Annotated in this window: 18 protein-coding genes and 1 riboswitch; of the genes, 5 read left to right on the forward strand and 13 right to left on the reverse strand. The window is 36.7% G+C overall.

All coding sequences use genetic code 11. The annotated features are described in order from the left end of the window. Window positions 1–56: 56 nt before the first annotated feature. Window positions 57–2366, reverse strand: coding sequence for a 5-methyltetrahydropteroyltriglutamate--homocysteine S-methyltransferase (gene metE, locus AAEU33_RS13260; protein WP_345987999.1), 2310 nt, complete (start codon window positions 2364–2366; stop codon window positions 57–59). A 258-nt stretch (window positions 2367–2624) separates the two neighbouring features. Continuing rightward, a riboswitch (cobalamin riboswitch) is annotated at window positions 2625–2811 on the reverse strand. Between the two features lie 154 nt (window positions 2812–2965). On the opposite strand from metE, the gene AAEU33_RS13265 reads away from it, so the two are divergent. Next, window positions 2966–3427, forward strand: a complete 462-nt coding sequence (locus tag AAEU33_RS13265) for an Lrp/AsnC family transcriptional regulator (protein WP_345988000.1) — start codon at window positions 2966–2968, stop codon at window positions 3425–3427. A gap of 13 nt (window positions 3428–3440) precedes the next feature. Here the strand turns inward: AAEU33_RS13265 and AAEU33_RS13270 are convergent, their stop codons facing one another. The 12 genes from AAEU33_RS13270 to AAEU33_RS13325 all read right to left on the reverse strand — a co-directional run bounded on the left by AAEU33_RS13270 (window position 3441) and on the right by AAEU33_RS13325 (window position 12544). Next, complete coding sequence (locus tag AAEU33_RS13270) at window positions 3441–3974, reverse strand: Crp/Fnr family transcriptional regulator (RefSeq protein WP_273648227.1); 534 nt, start codon at window positions 3972–3974, stop codon at window positions 3441–3443. 13 nt (window positions 3975–3987) lie between these two features. After that, window positions 3988–4368 (reverse strand): VOC family protein, encoded by a 381-nt coding sequence (locus AAEU33_RS13275; RefSeq protein WP_345988001.1) that lies wholly within the window; start codon window positions 4366–4368, stop codon window positions 3988–3990. Window positions 4369–4509: 141 nt separating this feature from the next. Further along, on the reverse strand, window positions 4510–4986 hold the full coding sequence (locus tag AAEU33_RS13280; RefSeq protein ID WP_345988002.1) for a hypothetical protein: 477 nt from the start codon (window positions 4984–4986) through the stop codon (window positions 4510–4512). 20 nt (window positions 4987–5006) lie between these two features. Further along, window positions 5007–5588 (reverse strand): hypothetical protein, encoded by a 582-nt coding sequence (locus AAEU33_RS13285; RefSeq protein WP_172278601.1) that lies wholly within the window; start codon window positions 5586–5588, stop codon window positions 5007–5009. 133 nt (window positions 5589–5721) lie between these two features. Continuing rightward, window positions 5722–6303, reverse strand: coding sequence for a GDP-mannose pyrophosphatase NudK (nudK, locus tag AAEU33_RS13290; RefSeq protein ID WP_345988003.1), 582 nt, complete (start codon window positions 6301–6303; stop codon window positions 5722–5724). Further along, window positions 6290–6649: a DUF4406 domain-containing protein gene (locus AAEU33_RS13295; protein ID WP_273648222.1), complete on the reverse strand. Its 360-nt coding sequence runs from the start codon at window positions 6647–6649 to the stop codon at window positions 6290–6292. Before AAEU33_RS13295 ends, nudK begins: the two co-directional genes overlap by 14 nt. 67 nt (window positions 6650–6716) lie before the next feature. Then, the gene (locus AAEU33_RS13300) at window positions 6717–7298 is read right to left on the reverse strand and encodes a Crp/Fnr family transcriptional regulator (RefSeq protein ID WP_345988005.1); all 582 of its coding nucleotides are present in this window, start codon (window positions 7296–7298) and stop codon (window positions 6717–6719) included. A gap of 120 nt (window positions 7299–7418) precedes the next feature. Beyond that, complete coding sequence (locus AAEU33_RS13305) at window positions 7419–9674, reverse strand: excinuclease ABC subunit UvrA (RefSeq protein WP_345988007.1); 2256 nt, start codon at window positions 9672–9674, stop codon at window positions 7419–7421. A gap of 86 nt (window positions 9675–9760) precedes the next feature. Then, window positions 9761–10666, reverse strand: a complete 906-nt coding sequence (locus tag AAEU33_RS13310) for a TIGR01777 family oxidoreductase (protein ID WP_345988008.1) — start codon at window positions 10664–10666, stop codon at window positions 9761–9763. Between the two features lie 25 nt (window positions 10667–10691). After that, the gene (locus AAEU33_RS13315) at window positions 10692–11036 is read right to left on the reverse strand and encodes a hypothetical protein (RefSeq protein ID WP_172278589.1); all 345 of its coding nucleotides are present in this window, start codon (window positions 11034–11036) and stop codon (window positions 10692–10694) included. Between the two features lie 4 nt (window positions 11037–11040). Beyond that, complete coding sequence (locus tag AAEU33_RS13320; protein WP_172278587.1) at window positions 11041–11637, reverse strand: HPP family protein; 597 nt, start codon at window positions 11635–11637, stop codon at window positions 11041–11043. 10 nt (window positions 11638–11647) lie between these two features. Further along, on the reverse strand, window positions 11648–12544 hold the full coding sequence (locus AAEU33_RS13325; protein ID WP_345988010.1) for an arginase family protein: 897 nt from the start codon (window positions 12542–12544) through the stop codon (window positions 11648–11650). A gap of 172 nt (window positions 12545–12716) precedes the next feature. Between AAEU33_RS13325 and ssb the strand changes: the two genes are divergently transcribed. The 4 genes from ssb to hisS all read left to right on the forward strand — a co-directional run bounded on the left by ssb (window position 12717) and on the right by hisS (window position 15819). After that, window positions 12717–13052: a single-stranded DNA-binding protein gene (ssb, locus tag AAEU33_RS13330; protein WP_172278583.1), complete on the forward strand. Its 336-nt coding sequence runs from the start codon at window positions 12717–12719 to the stop codon at window positions 13050–13052. Window positions 13053–13065: 13 nt separating this feature from the next. Further along, a complete protein-coding gene (locus AAEU33_RS13335; RefSeq protein WP_345988011.1) occupies window positions 13066–13521 on the forward strand; it encodes an HRDC domain-containing protein in 456 nt (151 codons plus the stop codon). A 205-nt stretch (window positions 13522–13726) separates the two neighbouring features. Further along, on the forward strand, window positions 13727–14359 hold the full coding sequence (locus AAEU33_RS13340; RefSeq protein ID WP_172278581.1) for an MgtC/SapB family protein: 633 nt from the start codon (window positions 13727–13729) through the stop codon (window positions 14357–14359). Between the two features lie 92 nt (window positions 14360–14451). Next, window positions 14452–15819 (forward strand): histidine--tRNA ligase, encoded by a 1368-nt coding sequence (gene hisS / locus AAEU33_RS13345; RefSeq protein WP_345988013.1) that lies wholly within the window; start codon window positions 14452–14454, stop codon window positions 15817–15819. The last annotated feature ends 48 nt before the right edge of the window (window positions 15820–15867 follow it).

The following is a 15867-nucleotide window of genomic DNA, read 5'->3' on the forward strand; positions in this document are numbered from 1 at the left end:
AAAGCAGAAGCTTACGCCTCTGCCTTACAATATAAAAAAAATAATAATCAGTTCTATTATACTTTCTCAGTCGAATAAGCTGCAGCCACTTCTTTCGAAGCTGCTACCATAGCGATCAATGCTTTTTCTGTTTCCTCCCAATGACGGGTTTTCAATCCGCAATCCGGATTTACCCAAAGCTGTTCTGCCGGGATTACGGCTTGTGCTTTTTTCAGCAATGTGACCATTTCCTCTTTTGATGGAACTCTTGGAGAGTGAATGTCATATACTCCGGGGCCGATCTCGTTTGGATATTTAAAGTCTGCGAAAGCATTTAATAACTCCATTTGGCTTCTTGAGCATTCTATCGTGATGACATCGGCATCCATATCGGCGATATTGTGGATAATGTCATTAAACTCGGAATAACACATATGAGTGTGGATCTGTGTAGCATCCTCGACACCGCTTGCGGAGATTCTGAAAGCTTCTACAGCCCATTGAAGGTAATTTTGCCATTCTGCCTTACGCAAAGGAAGACCTTCTCTGATAGCTGGTTCATCGATCTGGATAATTCTGATTCCTGCTTTTTCAAGATCGTTTACTTCATCACGGATTGCCAAAGCAATCTGCTTACAGGTGGTCGAACGAGGCTGATCATCACGTACAAATGACCATTGAAGAATGGTTACAGGGCCGGTCAACATTCCTTTTACCCATTTTTGGGTTAATGACTGGGCATATTGCGACCAGTAAACCGTCATTGGCTGAGGCCTGTGAACATCTCCATAAATAACCGGTGGTTTTACACAGCGGCTTCCGTAGCTTTGAACCCATCCGTTTTGAGTAAATGCAAATCCTGCGAGCTGTTCCCCAAAATACTCGACCATATCGTTGCGTTCAAATTCTCCATGTACCAATACATCAATTCCGATTTCCTCTTGCCATTGGATGGTTCTCTGTGTTTCTTCTTTAAGCAGCTGATCATATTTCTGGGCAGTCAGGTCTCCTTTCTTGAATTGAGCTCTCCAGCTTCTTACTTCTTTGGTTTGAGGAAAGGACCCAATTGTTGTTGTCGGAAATAAAGGAAGCTCCAATGCCTTCTGCTGTGCTTCTTTTCTCACATTAAAAGGACTGTTTCTCTGTGCGTCACTTTCTGTAGTTACGGCAATACGGTTTTTCACATCCTGATTGTGAATCAGTGTTGAAACTTTTCGGTTTTCAATAGCTTTTTTATTTTCAGCTAATTCCTGTAAAGTATTGTAATCCGGGTTTTCTGAAGCTAATTTTTTTAAGGTAACAATTTCATAAACTTTTTGCCTGGCGAAAGCCATCCATTGTTTGATCTCCGGAGATAGTATATTTTCATTTTTCTCCAGGTCAAGATCGAAAGGAGAATGAAGTAATGAACATGACGGTGCAATGAAAACTCTTTCAGAACCTAATGCAGCAATAGCTTTTTTGATGAAAACCAGAGACTGATTGAAATCGTTTTTCCAGATATTTCTTCCGTCTACGACTCCTAATGAGAGGATTAATGTTTCAGGAATTGCATTGATGACCTCATCCAATTGTTCCGGGGCTCTTACCAGATCAATGTGTAGTGCATCAACAGGTAGAGTAGTGGCCAATGAAAGGTTATCTTTTAACCCATCAAAATAGGTGGTCACAATGAATTTAAGGTTCGGAAACTGTTTGGCAATTTCAGCATAAATGTTCTGGTAAACTTCTTTTGCTTTCTGATCAAGGTCTAGTGCTAAAAACGGCTCATCCAGCTGGATCCATTCTGCTCCGTTTTTTTCAAGCTCTTTTAAGATCTCGACGTAAACCGGAAGAAGATTTTGTGCTAAATCCAATTTATCAAAACCTTCTTCTTTTTCTTTTCCTAATAATAAATAGGTTACCAATCCAAGGATAACAGGCTTTGTATGAATTCCTGCTTCCTTCGCTTCAATAAACTCATTGACGATTTTATGGGAGAATAATTTGAATTGCTGATCTTTTTGGAATTCTGGAACGATATAATGATAATTGGTATCAAACCATTTTGTCATTTCCATGGCTGTAATATCGTGTCCTTCTTTCTGATAACCTCTGGCCATAGCAAAGTAAAGATCTAGCTCATTTGATGTAATATCCTGATAACGGGAAGGAATAGCTCCAACAGATAATGTCATGTCCAATACCTGATCATAAAAAGAAAAGTCATTGGATGGAATCAGATCAATTCCTGCTTCTTGTTGTAGTTCCCAGTTTTGCTTTCTGATCTTTTTTCCTGCCTCTAAAAGTTCCTGTAACGATGTTTTACCTGCCCAATATAGTTCGCAGGCTTTTTTAAGTTCTCTGTTGCTACCGATTCGCGGATAGCCAAGGATGTGTGTTTGCATTTTCTTTAAACTTTTAATTAAATTTTGGTTTTAAAAGTTCTTATAATGCTTCATGACGCAATCGGGAAATAGTTTTTAGCAATAGAGAAGATACAATATAGACGTAATTTTTCCAGTGAGGGATAGTTTGTTGAGTAGCCTGAAATTAATTTTCATAAAAAACATTACGTTTAAACTCAAATAAATTCTGAGTTTAAAACCCAATTCAATACGTTCAAAAGTATCATCTGTATGACCAAAAGCTTCAGACCGCGAAAGCATTGTCAATTCGGAACAGGCAGGTCTCCTGACTTGTAACAGTTTTTGTCATCCTTCCCGCTTGTGGCAGTGGATATTCGGGGACAAAAACCTCTGTTGTGTTACTTACAGTTGCGCGACAGCTCGTGATTTTCACACGATTCCCTATTAATCTACCTTAAGTAAAACCTTTTCCGTTTGATGAAGTATGTTAAAGAACAAAATAGGGTGTAAAGGTATTAATTTAAGATGTTTAATTGGCGTAAATGCAAAAATTAAGGATATTGTTTTGTTTGAATTGAATTTGTGAGTTATTTATTCTGTAAATTTGAAAATATAAATCGAAAAAAGAATATTATCCTGTGGAAAGACTAGACGATAAAGACCTTCAATTGTTAAGAATCCTTCAAAAAAATGCAAAATTGACCGTTAAAGAATTGGCAAAGGAAATTAACCTTTCTCCATCTCCTGTTTTTGAGCGTGTTAAAAGGTTGGAGCAGGAGGGTTATATCAAACATTATGCAGCTGTCTTAGAAGCTGAGAAACTGAATCGTGGTTTTACAGTTTTCTGTCAGGTTAAATTAAAGATCCACGACAGGTCTGTGGGAAATGATTTTGTACAGGAAATTACACTGATAGACGAAGTTGCGGAATGCTATAATATTTCGGGCGATTTTGATTTCCTTCTCAAAGTTCAGGTACGCGATATGAAACACTACCAGGATTTTGTATTTAATAAATTAGGTTCCGTCGACTCGATAGGTAGCACACACAGTACTTTTGTAATGGCAGAAGTGAAGAATAACCATGGAGTTACTATATAGAGTACATCTCTTATTAGATTTTTTTTCCTCTGATCCTGCTTAATGATACAGACGTGATACCAAGATAAGATGCAATATAATACTGAGGAACCCGGCGGAAAATCTCGGGGGATTGCTTTATAAGCTCATTATATCTTTCCTCTGCAGAATCTTTTATACGGGAAATAAAGAGCTTCTGATATTTAAGTAAGCGTTCCTGTAGATAGCTGTAATAAAGTTCCTTGCTGTCCGGATTATTTTCAATTATTTGTCTGAAATCCTCAATAGAAGTGCTGTATACAGTACAGGGTTCTATCGTTTCGATATTATAAATACTTGGAGAATTATAAAACAAACTTTCCCACGACGAAATAAAGTTTCCTTCAAACAAAAACTGAAATGTAATTTCCTTACCGTCATTATTAAGCCAACCTCTGGCAACTCCTTTTTTGAGATAGTAAAATTTACGTGCCATCTTACCTTCTTCCGTTAGCAAGGTTTTGTTGGGTAATTCTTCCTGTTCAAAATTACTAAGGATTTTAGCCAAGGCGTTTTTATCTGGGGACATGCTCACGAAGATTTTAAATATAATTACTCACTTCAATCAGGTTCTGATCAGGATCCCGGAAGTAGACGGACCTTATTTTGCCTGTTGCCCCGGTTCTGATAACAATACCCTCGATGATTTCGATGTTTTTTTCTTTAAGTTCTTTTAAAATATCATGTACATCTGTTGTGGCAATAAAGCACAGATCTGCAGAACCGGGAGTAGCATGTAGTGCCTTTGGCTCAAATTCATTGCCTTTCTGATGCAGGCTGATTTTTTGGTTTCCAAAAGCAAGCGCTTTCCGGTTATCTCCGAATGAGACCGCTTCAAATCCCAGGATGTCTGTATAAAAAGAGATGGTTTTTTCGATATCAGCTACCGTTAGAACGATATGATCAATGTTTTGAATTTCCATGGTTTTGTTTTTAATGTAAAAAGATCAGAAGGTAAGATTTCTCTGATCATCGGTTATAATGCACAATTATAGACGGAAAAAATGGTAAGAAAAGCAGTGAAAATATTATTTGGGATGTTGATATTTATATATCATCCAGTGCTATTTTCTAGTACCATTTATATAGATTATCTCAGGCTTTTTTCCGTCTAAATCCCTTTTATTCCGACCAAAAATACCTATTTCAATATCATTTGGGTTTTTATTCTCAATTTCAGAAGGGCTTACATAAGTATACATTCCATATCCGTGACCTGAAACGATCCAACCCTCAGTTTTATTTAGGTGGATAGTCCCAAAATCTCCTGCCGGCCCACCTGTAAATACAGGCCCAAATTCTTTCATTTGATTTATTGCTTCATCTTTTACGCTTTTTATAGTGTCAGCATTATCAAAAATAATATATGTGCCATTTTTAAAAAGAACCCAATCCTGAAATTTGGGGTTTATTGCCAATTTAACATTCTTAATTAATTCAGCCTCACTCATTACATTACTATTTTTGCTTTCTTTTGAATTAGGTTTATCACTACAACTTAGTAAAAATGAAATTATAATTAAAAGGAAACCTTGTTTCATTGATTAGTATTAATTGATGTTTAATCTAATCTCTGCTGCTGCAGGTAGGTCAAAGTTGAATTTTTAACAAACTCTTCCATAGAAGTTTCTTTATCTGCATTTTTATTCGTCAGTTCAAAAAGATATTGAATTAAATTGCCCAGTTTACTATCCTTGCAGGTCACTCTGAATCTTTTGGCCTTTGGGCTGGATTCGAGGAACGTTAGTTCTGTGGTATTGCTTAATTTTACATTATTGACATCGAAACCGGCACGGGGATTTTTCTGAAGACGCAGAAATCTTTTCTGGGTTTTGTCGGTACTTTCCTCTATGAATTTTTCCATTTGATAATCGGTCAGGAGTTGCGGATAGATAAGTCCTTCCCGTAAAATTAAACTTGTTAGTTTATCCGATTTATCATAGAAAATGGTTTTATCATCAAATTGTATCTGATTATCTTTTACAACGATCTTTCCTTCAAATTTGTTATAAGTCTTCTTTTTATAATCATTTTTGAACTGCTCGGTAAGTGCTTTTTCCTTAATGCTTACACTTTCCTTTTTTTGACCAAAGGCAGCTAATGATAATGATAATAAGATAATTAATGAAAATTTCCGTTTCATATTTTTAAATTTTAAGTGTACTTCTCACATCCTTTTCGGGAAATTCTAAGGCTAAGAAACCAGGAATGAAAAATACTTATTTTATTTTAAATTCAGTTTTTATGATATTAGTTTTTTAGCAGCAAAGATGATGCTACAAAATATTTTTTACACGAAGATATTGAAGGAGCATGATTGTTTTTGCATCTTTGATCTCCCCGTTATCGATCATTTGCAATGCTTCACCGAAAGATAACTCCAGCACTTCAATATCTTCACCTTCTTCTTCAAGGCCACCACCATCTGCTATTTTCATTTCTTTAGAATATTCCGCAATGAAAAAATGAAGAATTTCAGTTACTGACCCCGGAGACATATAAGATTCAAAAACTTTTTCTACCCTCGAAATCTGGTAGCCTGTTTCTTCTTCGGTTTCTCTTCTGATACAATCTTCAGGATTGTCATCATCCAGTAACCCTGCACAGGCTTCTATAAGCATTCCTGTTGAATTTCCATTAATAAACGTAGGTAATCGGAATTGCTTTGTCAGAATAACCGTATTTGTATTTTTATTGTAAAGCAGGATTGTGGCACCGTTTCCTCTGTCGTAAGCTTCTCTGCTTTGGATTTCTACTGATCCGTCGTTTTTTATCTTTTCATAGGTAACCTTTTTCAGGGTGTACCAGTTATCTGATAAGATTTCAGTCTTTATGATTTTCACTTTACTGTTCTGCATAGGGAATATCTTCTATATGATAATAAATTTTCAGTCCTCTTTCTTGAGCAATTCTTACATCCTCATCAGCTCCTTTGGATGCTCCTTCTATCCGTAATACAGCATCACATTTTTCCAGAATCCTGTGGGCAATCGGATATTGTATTTCCTGCCAGGCTTCATCACCTATCTTTGTTGAACCGGCAAGGTGTATCAGTGGTAATGCCACCCATTCACCGATCATCGGGATATGACCTTTCCTGAAAATAGGTAATGCTGCTGATTCTAGTTTATTCAGATTTTGTTTGATGAGTTTTGGATCATCGTGGGTACCACTTCGGTAAGGTCCGGCAATTAATATTAGCATTATTTTTTATTTTTAAGTAAAATAAAGAAAGAAACCATGTAAAAAAAATAAGATAGTTTAAGAGTATTCACTTTTTATTTTTATTGGTTTTTATGGTACTTAGAAATTCGGGCGTGATCCCAAGATAAGAAGCGATTTGCTTTTGGGTAATACGTTCTGCCGCAACAGGATATTTCCGGATAAAGGCATTATAACGTTCTTCTGAAGACAGGGAGAGATTCTCAATAATCCTGAGCTGTTCCCTGGTATAAGCATTCTGCATCATAATTCTGAAGAATCTTTCAAATTTCGGAACCGTATAGTACAATTTGTCCAGATCTCCTTTTTTCAATTGAAAAATAAAACTATCCTCGAGTGCTTCAATATTCAGCATAGCGGGTTTTTCATTAACGAAACAATACATATCAGTGATCCACCAATCAGGAAGGGCAAACATAATTGTGGATTCTTTACCTGTCGCATCCAAATAAAAAGCACGCAGTAGGCCCGAATGAACAAAGCTGATTTCTTTACAGGGTTCCTGCTGTTTCAGGATACATTCTTTTTTTCTGACCTTCCTTTCGCGTAACAAAGAATTGAAGTAATTGGCTTCATCATCGCTGAGCGATATATGTCGGGATATATTCCTTAAGATTAAGCTGTTATTCATGGTTATCAGATGACCTTTAATTTCTCTGTAATGTACGGGCTAAATTAATATTTATTTTCCAACAAATCCTGTAAAATGCCTTTAAATTGAGAGATTTTGATCGATATAGATCATATCTTACTATTTTCCATGGAGATGTTTTTTCAGATATTTAGACGTTTGGGACTGGGAAGCGGATAAAAGATGTTCTACAGTCCCTTCGAACATAATTTTACCACCCAACTTTCCGGGTCCGGGACCAATGTCAATAATCCAGTCTGCCTGAGCAATAATATCCAGATTATGTTCAATGACGATAAGGGTGTTATCTTTATTCACAAGCTCCTCAAAAAATAAAAGCAACTTTTCATTGTCGATAGGATGAAGTCCGGTGCTGGGTTCATCCAGAACTATAACCCTGGCAGTATGGTTTAATTCTTTGGTTAATTTTAGACGCTGTCTCTCACCGCCGGAAAAACTGTCGAGCCGTTGGCCTAAAGTAAGGTAATCTAAACCAAGTTTGATCAGCAGGGTAAGCTCATGTCCGAATCCTTGTTCGGGAAAAAAACTTAGCGCTTCTAAAACGGTCATATCCATCACTTCAGCAATATTTTTTTTGTGATAATGATATTGAAGAACTTCGGGCTTGTATCCTGATCCCTGACAAACTTCGCAAGGTTGCTCAATATCATCCATAAATGCGAGGTCCACTTTTTCTATTCCGAGACCTTTACAATTGGGACAGGCGCCCTCTCCGTTCCGGCTGAAAAGCTTATCCGAAACATTGTTTGATTCTGCAAAAAGCTTTCGGACCGTATTGGAAAGATTGAGATAAGTAAGCAGGTTGGAACGGCTGCTGGCCTTAAAAACAGATTGATCAATGACGGTTAATTCAGGATAAAAAAGAGGAAGTATTTTATTGATCAGCGTGCTTTTACCGGAACCTGCAACTCCCGTTACAACCGTCATAACTCCTTTCGGAATTTTTATGTCAATATTTTGAACATTAAACATACTTCCGTTTTTTATTTCAATAAATCCTTTTGCTGATCGGGGATTTTTATTGTAATCTGGAATTTTGCTGAAATAGATTCCGGTTTTGCTTTTAGCCGTTTTTAGATTCTTAAAAGTTCCCTGGTACATAATCTCGCCTCCATTTTTTCCGGATGCAGGTCCCATATCTACGACAAGGTCTGCTATTTTAATAAGATCAGGATCATGTTCTACGATCAATACTGTATTTCCTTTATCTCTGATTTTCTTTATAATGTCTACAATATGATCAATATCTTTGGGATGAAGACCAATACTGGGTTCATCAAAAATATACAACAGATCGACAAGACTGTTTCCTAACTGTTTTACCATTTTTACCCGTTGAGATTCACCTCCGGACAGAGTATCTGTCTGCCGGTCCAGCGTGAGATACTGCAATCCTATATCGATGAGATTCTGAAGTTTTTTTTCCAGCTCCGATAGGATGGAAGAGTAGGTTTTGGAGGGAATGGACTGGAGGAATACCAGAAGTTCATCCACTGATAGTGCTGTACAATCGGCAATGTTTTTATCAGCAATTTTACAGGACAAAACTTTTGGATTCAATCTCTTTCCTTTACAGGCCGGGCAATCTTTAGTAATGATTACTTTTTTCAGCGTTTCTTTTCTGGTGATATTCTCTTTTGAGTCCTTTTTTAAAAATGAGTTTTCAATCCTTGGAATTACTCCTTTATACTTAACCGTTTTCCCCCATTCTTTTGAAGGATGTTTAGGAGTGTGCTCTTCAGCATTCAGTAATAATTCCCATTCATTTTTTGTATAGTCCTTTAATTTTTTATCATTGTCAAAATATCCGGAATGAATATATCGGGTCAGCCGCCAGCCACCGGGTTGAAAAGTAGGAAACCGTATAGCACCTTCGTTTAGGGATTTATTTTTATCAAAGAGAGTTTCAGTATTTACCGTCTGTACAAATCCAAGACCTTCGCATTCAGGACACATTCCCTGGGGATTATTAAATGAAAATACATTGGAATATCCCACAAAAGGCTCACCGATTCTTGAAAAAAGTAATCGTAAAGAAGCATAAATATCGGTTGCGGTTCCCACTGTAGAACGGGCGTTACCTCCTAGTCTCTTTTGATTAATGATAAATGGAACATTCAGATTTTCAATTTTATCTACATTCGGAACACCAAAATGTTGCAGGCGGTTTCTGATGAAGCTATTTTGGATTTCATTGATCTGCCTCTGAGCTTCAGCCCCGATCGTTTCAAAAACAAGGGATGATTTTCCTGATCCCGATACTCCAGTGAAGACTGTGATTTTGTTCTTAGGTATTTTTAAGGAGATATTTTTAAGATTATTCTGTCTGGCTTTGGTAACAATGATGTCTTTCATAATGTGGTATTTAGATATGAAATCAGATACTTCAATATTAACAGATACTTTCTCTTCATGTATCCTCTGAGAAAAGACCGTGGATCTTATTTCTTCAGTAAATCTTCCAGCGAATCTCTCAGATCAGGAAACTGAAACCGATAGCCTGCATTCTGAATTTTTTGGGAATCAACCCTTGAGCCTTCCAGTAAAGCAACAGAAAGCTCTCCAAAAATGATCTTCAGTACAAATGCAGGAACATTAGGCATAAACAAAGGTTTGTGTAAAACCTCTGCAATTTTTTCCGTAAACTGTTCGTTGGTTGTATGTTGTGGTGATGCAGCATTATAAGCTCCTTTTAGCTGAGGATTTTTTAGAGCAAATTCATATATACCGATGATATCTTTCAGATGAATCCACGGCATATATTGTTTTCCGGTTCCAATGGGTGAACCGATTCCCAGCCGCACGGGAGTTGCCATTTTTTTTAAGGCTCCGTCTTTTTCAGATAGTACGATGGATGTTCTTACTTTAACAACTCTTTCTGCAACATTCTGACTAAGAAATTCATCAGCAGCTTGCTCCCAAAGCATAACTACCTTTCCAAGGAAATCATCGGCTTTTTCATCTTCCTCTGAGAAAATTTTCTGTGAAGTATAAGCTCCATAAATTCCCGTGGCGGAAGCTGATATAAAAGATTTTAATTTGATGTTTTTCTTTTTTAAAGTATCAAGAATAAGTTTTGCAGAATCAATCCGGCTGGAAATAATCTCTTTTTTTCTGTCATCCGACCATCTTTTTTCAGAAATATTGGCTCCAGCAAGATGAATAATATGACTGATATTTTCAAATGCCGAATCATCAATTGTCCTCTTACTAATATCCCATTCGTATTCATTGTCTTTGGTCTTTTTCCGGGTCAGCAACCGGACCGTATATTCCGGATCTATTTTTTTTGATAGCTCTCGGGCAACCATTCCATTAGCTCCGGTAATTAAAACAACTTCTTTCATAGATATTAATTTTGGTGGTGTATTCTTAGGTTTGATTTTTTACAATCAATACAAAATCATCTTCCAAAAGTTTATAACCGTAATCGTAAATAAATTTATATTCCGAACCGTTTTTATAAACTTTAATGTTAGTGATGTAATCGAAATCAAAACCTAAGCCATCCAGCTTTGAACGTGAAATTTTTGTTTTACCTTCCACGTTTATTTCCGTAAGAATACGGTAGTTTTTGCGGAGTTTATTATTAATGTTCCGCATCAGGTTATTGGAGTCTTTATTCTGCTTATTATTATAGGCGTTGCGGCAGGCGTCATTGCAGAATTTTTTGTCTGATCTTCCGATGATCTTTTCGCCACATTCTAGACAATTCATAATATTATTTTTTCATTTTGTGTTGATGCTTTTTCTTTAACAACCGCAGAAATCTTGTATGGTTGGGATAACTTCTGTTGGAAGTAATATTATTGAAAAATAAAGCAACAAGAAGCAGGATGATACACCCCGATAGAACAGGAGATAATGCATACCAATATCCCAGTTCCGGAATTTTTCCTGATGAGGTAACGGCGATCAACGCTGTAGCACCACCGGGTGGATGCAGGGTTTTCGTATACTGCATCAGAACGATTGAAAACGCAACAGCCAACGGAGCTGACAGCCATAATACGTCGGGAACTATTTTATAAATCGTTACACCCACCAATGCTGAAAGAACGTGACCTCCTACAAGATTCCGGGGTTGTGCCAACGGACTTTGAATGGCTCCATAGATTAAAACGCTGGATGCCCCGAACGAACCGATCAGAAAAATGTTCTCCTGTTCCAAAAGATAGTGCGACTGGATGAATGCAATGATTCCGATTCCAAAAAATGCACCTAAAAAAGACCAGAAATGTTCTTTGTAATCGACGAGCGTTTCTTTATAAATTACATATTTCGAAACCCTTAGTGTTCTTTTTATTTTCTGCTTCATGAATTCTTCTTTATTTTTTTATTATCTGGGTTAAATTTTCAACAAATGCCTTTGTGTAGACGCCTTGCTTATCGTAGTCAGGGTCTAATATAGTAATTTCTATTCCAAAACATTGGTCATTCTCAATCAATGGAGTCAGAATTTCCCGGAGGTTATTATAGTCGATTCCATCTTCTGTTCTGCTGTCAACAGCCGGCATAATCTGATCATTCAATACATCAACATCGAAATGAATGAAAAAACCATCCAAACCTTTCTGTTGAACCATTTTTAAAAAATCTTCAGCAGTTTTGCTGAAACCATTTTTACGTAGACTTTCCAGATCATAATAATGAACGCTCGAATTAATCACCTGGTTTACATAGTCTTCATCGTCTGTTTCTGCATTCCCTACACAGAAGATGTTTTCTTCAATAAAATAGGGCCTCAGGCCACGAATATTGGTGAGTTTTTGATGTCCCATTCCTGAAACGATAGCCAGATCCATTCCGGCTACGCCACCACTTGATGAAAGTTCAGGTGGAATATAATCAGTATGTCCGTCAAGATAAAACAAACCAAAATTTCCCAGCTTTTTAAGGGCGATTGCAGTTCCTATTAAAATACTGCAGTCACCGCCAATGATTACATTGAGGGTGCTTTTATCATAGTTTTTTAGGATCAGGTCAGATTGCTTTTGGGCATATTCAATGATTCGATCTGGATTTTTTACCTGGGTTTCTTCATCAAAATCCATTGCATAGTCAGGACCATTAAGTCTCAAAATATTTTTAGGATGGAGCTTAGCATGAAAATTATGTTTTCGAAGCCAATCCGGAAGTTTTCTTACTCCGGGCTCTGTTTCATGTTCTTTTTTAGTAAGGCCTAGATTAAAAGGAAATTCAAAGATGTTGATCTCTTTTTTCATACCATGAATATTTAATCAAAGGTACGGATTATCCGTTTACAAACGACTACAAATGAATTTAAATAGTTTATAACCGACTTTAATGGGCTGGGATGGCAATCTTTGCAACAGAGATTTGAGAAAGCAGTGAACGTCTCTTATCTGATAATATTAATCTTTAAAATTTATAGTTATGTCACTAAGAAACAAAGTAACATTAATCGGTTACACAGGAAAAGAAGTAGAAATGATCAACTTCGACAGTGGAAATGTAAAAGCAAGTGTGTCTTTAGCAACGAGTGATCACTACACCAATGCAAAAGGTGAAAAAGTAGAAGAAACACAATGGCATAATCTGATTGCCTTTGGAAAAGTTGCGGAGATCCTTCAGAAGTATGTTCCCAAAGGAAAAGAAATTGCTATTGAGGGAAAGCTTACCTACAGATCTTACGATGATAAAGATGGTGTAAAAAGGTATATTACAGAAATCAGGGTTGATGAAATCCTGCTGTTAGGGGGTAATAAATAATACAAAAACACAGATGATGAGAGTAAAAGTTTTTAAAATAAGGCTGCCCGAAGAGTATCTGTATACAGATCAGCAGGCATTGGACGATTTTCTCGGAAATCATGAAATTATTAAATCGGAAACGGCTTTTGTACATGACGAGCTTTACTGGTCAGTTGTCTTATACTTCGAAGAACTGAAAGCAGGAGTATCTGCTGTAAAAGAATCCAAAAGTGTAAAATATTCGGCAGAAAATGAAATGCTGAATAGAGATGAAGAAAAAATTCTCGATGCCCTGAAATTATGGAGATCGGAAAAAGCAAGAGAGCAAAATCTCCCAATTTATTTTATAGCCAGTAATAAAGAGCTGTTATCCGTAGCAAAATATAAACCGGCCAAAAAAGCAGAATTATTAGACATCAAAGGTTTCGGAAAACATAAAATAGAAAACTATGGTGAAGAGATTATAGAAATTCTGGAAAGTATCTGATTTACTAATTGATCAAACACAAATTGTGAAACAATGAAAAGCTGGGGGATCTGTATTCCTTCAGCTTTTTCCATACCTATTTTATGTTATGAAACCTACCGGTAAATAATGGGCATAAGCACTGAAAACTGATAATATTTTTTTTATAAGACATTTGTAAATAAAACAAAAAAATAATAATTTGACATAGGCAAAAAAAAGATAAATGATTAGTATAAACGATATACTCCCTATAGTATTTTCGATTGTAATTGGAGGAATCATCGGGATCGAAAGAGAGTACCAGTTAAAATCTGCAGGACTTAGGACAATGATATTAGTGACATTGGGTTCGTGTATGTTTACCATGCTATCTTTGAGTCTTGGTGTCGAAGGAAGTCCGGATCGGATTGCAGCTAATATTATTACAGGAATCGGCTTTGTAGGGGCGGGAGTTATTTTTAAGGAGGAAAACAGGGTATCGGGGCTTACAACAGCTGTGACTATTTGGATTTGTGCGGCACTGGGTATGACGATAGGTGCGGAATATTATAAGGAAGCTCTGATCGGTTCCCTATCTGTAGTTTTACTTTTGGTCCTTTTCAAATACATACAGAACGTTATCGATAGGATTACAACCCGCTATACTTATCAGATTACCCTTTCTTATAATGATGAAGTGGTGGATAAATATGAAGCCCTTTTCAAAGAATACGGACTAAAATCGAGCAGGGGTAAACAGATGAGGATCGGAGAGAAATATACGATCATATGGCGTGTACAGGGAGCTTTGAAAAATCATGAGGCTTGTACAAAAATACTGTTTAATGATGAGGGAATCGATGAGTTCAAATTTTAAATAATTAAAATCTTCCGGAATTTAAAAAGTCCTTTCAATTCCTTATTTTTGCAAGACTTATCAATTATTATTTATCATTTACCTATTATAGAATGAAGCCAAGCTTAGCAAAAGGAACGAGAGATTTTACCTCACAGGAAGTTTCAAGAAGAAAATATATCATTAATATTTTACAGAATAACTTTCAATTATTTGGATTCCAGCCTTTGGAGACACCAAGTTTTGAAAATCTTTCGACATTAACGGGGAAATATGGAGAAGAGGGAGATCGGTTAATTTTTAAGATCCTGAACTCGAGCATCAATGAAGCTAAAGAAGATAAAAAGACACAGATGCTTACCGATTTTCAAAAAGCATTGGATAAGCCTTTCAGTTCAGAAAGTCTTACGGACAAAGCTCTTCGCTATGATCTTACCGTACCTTTTGCGAGATTCGTAGCAATGAATCACGGGCAATTAACATTTCCATACAAACGATATCAGATTCAACCGGTTTGGAGAGCTGACCGCCCTCAAAAAGGAAGGTTCAGGGAATTTTACCAGTGTGATGCGGATGTAGTAGGCAGTGAAAGTCTTTTACAGGAAGTAGAGCTGATTCAGCTGTATCTGAAATCTTTCTCAGACTTGAAAGTTTCGGTAACGATTCATGTCAACAACAGGAAAATCCTTTCAGGATTGGCAGAATATGCAGGAATTACAGATAAACTTATTGATTTTACAGTGGCCCTTGATAAATTGGATAAGATTGGAAAAGACGGTGTAATCAAGGAATTGCTTGAAAGAGGAATTTCCCCGGAATCTATCGATAAACTGGATTTCTTATTCTCTCAATCGGATGATGCTTTGGAAAACCTTCTTCAGCTGAAGGAAAAATTTGTAGGAAATGAAATAGGATTGAAAGGAGTAGAGGAACTGGAGTTTGTTCTTACGCAATCTTTAAGTCTTGGCGTAGACTTGCAGAACCTTGTTTTCGACATTACATTAGCAAGAGGGTTGGATTATTATACAGGAGCTATCTTTGAAGTGAAAGCCGATGAAGCTCAAATGGGTTCTATCGGTGGTGGTGGAAGATATGATAATCTTACGGCTGTATTCGGGGTTAAAAATATTCCGGGTATCGGTATTTCTTTCGGATTAGACAGGATTTATCTGGTTATGGAAGAGCTAGGTCTTTTCCCGGAAGAGGCTTCGTCGAAAGTAGAATATTTGTTTGCTAATTTCGGAGGGGAAGAAACACTTGAAGCTTTAAAGCTGATTATTCAACTCAGAGCAAAGGGGATTTCTGCCGAGCTTTATCCTGAAAGTGCAAAAATTAATAAGCAATTCACTTATGCAGAAAAAAAGGGAATTAAAAACCTGGTATTCCTGGGTGAAGAAGAGATTAAAAACAGAACAGTGACTTTTAAAAACCTTGAAGCCGGAGAGCAAAAAACAGTTTCTTTGGAAGAGTTTTTGGGATAGTCTAGATTAATAAATAAAAAGAGTCTTCTTATCGAGATAAGAAGACTC

This window comes from Chryseobacterium sp. Chry.R1, assembly GCF_039645525.1.
Classification (GTDB): domain Bacteria; phylum Bacteroidota; class Bacteroidia; order Flavobacteriales; family Weeksellaceae; genus Chryseobacterium; species Chryseobacterium proteolyticum.

Excerpts from the sequence above, each read along its gene's own strand:
- AAEU33_RS13305 (WP_345988007.1), bottom strand. The coding sequence starts at position 9,674 with ATGAAAGACATCATTGTTACCAAAGCCAGACAGAATAATCTTAAAAAT.
- hisS (WP_345988013.1), top strand. The coding sequence starts at position 14,452 with ATGAAGCCAAGCTTAGCAAAAGGAACGAGAGATTTTACCTCACAGGAA.
- AAEU33_RS13270 (WP_273648227.1), bottom strand. The coding sequence starts at position 3,974 with ATGTCCCCAGATAAAAACGCCTTGGCTAAAATCCTTAGTAATTTTGAA.
- AAEU33_RS13310 (WP_345988008.1), bottom strand. The coding sequence starts at position 10,666 with ATGAAAGAAGTTGTTTTAATTACCGGAGCTAATGGAATGGTTGCCCGA.
- AAEU33_RS13285 (WP_172278601.1), bottom strand. The coding sequence starts at position 5,588 with ATGAAACGGAAATTTTCATTAATTATCTTATTATCATTATCATTAGCT.
- AAEU33_RS13325 (WP_345988010.1), bottom strand. The coding sequence starts at position 12,544 with ATGAAAAAAGAGATCAACATCTTTGAATTTCCTTTTAATCTAGGCCTT.
- AAEU33_RS13295 (WP_273648222.1), bottom strand. The coding sequence starts at position 6,649 with ATGCTAATATTAATTGCCGGACCTTACCGAAGTGGTACCCACGATGAT.
- AAEU33_RS13275 (WP_345988001.1), bottom strand. The coding sequence starts at position 4,368 with ATGGAAATTCAAAACATTGATCATATCGTTCTAACGGTAGCTGATATC.
- AAEU33_RS13340 (WP_172278581.1), top strand. The coding sequence starts at position 13,727 with ATGATTAGTATAAACGATATACTCCCTATAGTATTTTCGATTGTAATT.
- AAEU33_RS13335 (WP_345988011.1), top strand. The coding sequence starts at position 13,066 with ATGATGAGAGTAAAAGTTTTTAAAATAAGGCTGCCCGAAGAGTATCTG.
- AAEU33_RS13315 (WP_172278589.1), bottom strand. The coding sequence starts at position 11,036 with ATGAATTGTCTAGAATGTGGCGAAAAGATCATCGGAAGATCAGACAAA.
- metE (WP_345987999.1), bottom strand. The coding sequence starts at position 2,366 with ATGCAAACACACATCCTTGGCTATCCGCGAATCGGTAGCAACAGAGAA.
- ssb (WP_172278583.1), top strand. The coding sequence starts at position 12,717 with ATGTCACTAAGAAACAAAGTAACATTAATCGGTTACACAGGAAAAGAA.
- AAEU33_RS13320 (WP_172278587.1), bottom strand. The coding sequence starts at position 11,637 with ATGAAGCAGAAAATAAAAAGAACACTAAGGGTTTCGAAATATGTAATT.
- AAEU33_RS13280 (WP_345988002.1), bottom strand. The coding sequence starts at position 4,986 with ATGAAACAAGGTTTCCTTTTAATTATAATTTCATTTTTACTAAGTTGT.
- nudK (WP_345988003.1), bottom strand. The coding sequence starts at position 6,303 with ATGCAGAACAGTAAAGTGAAAATCATAAAGACTGAAATCTTATCAGAT.
- AAEU33_RS13300 (WP_345988005.1), bottom strand. The coding sequence starts at position 7,298 with ATGAATAACAGCTTAATCTTAAGGAATATATCCCGACATATATCGCTC.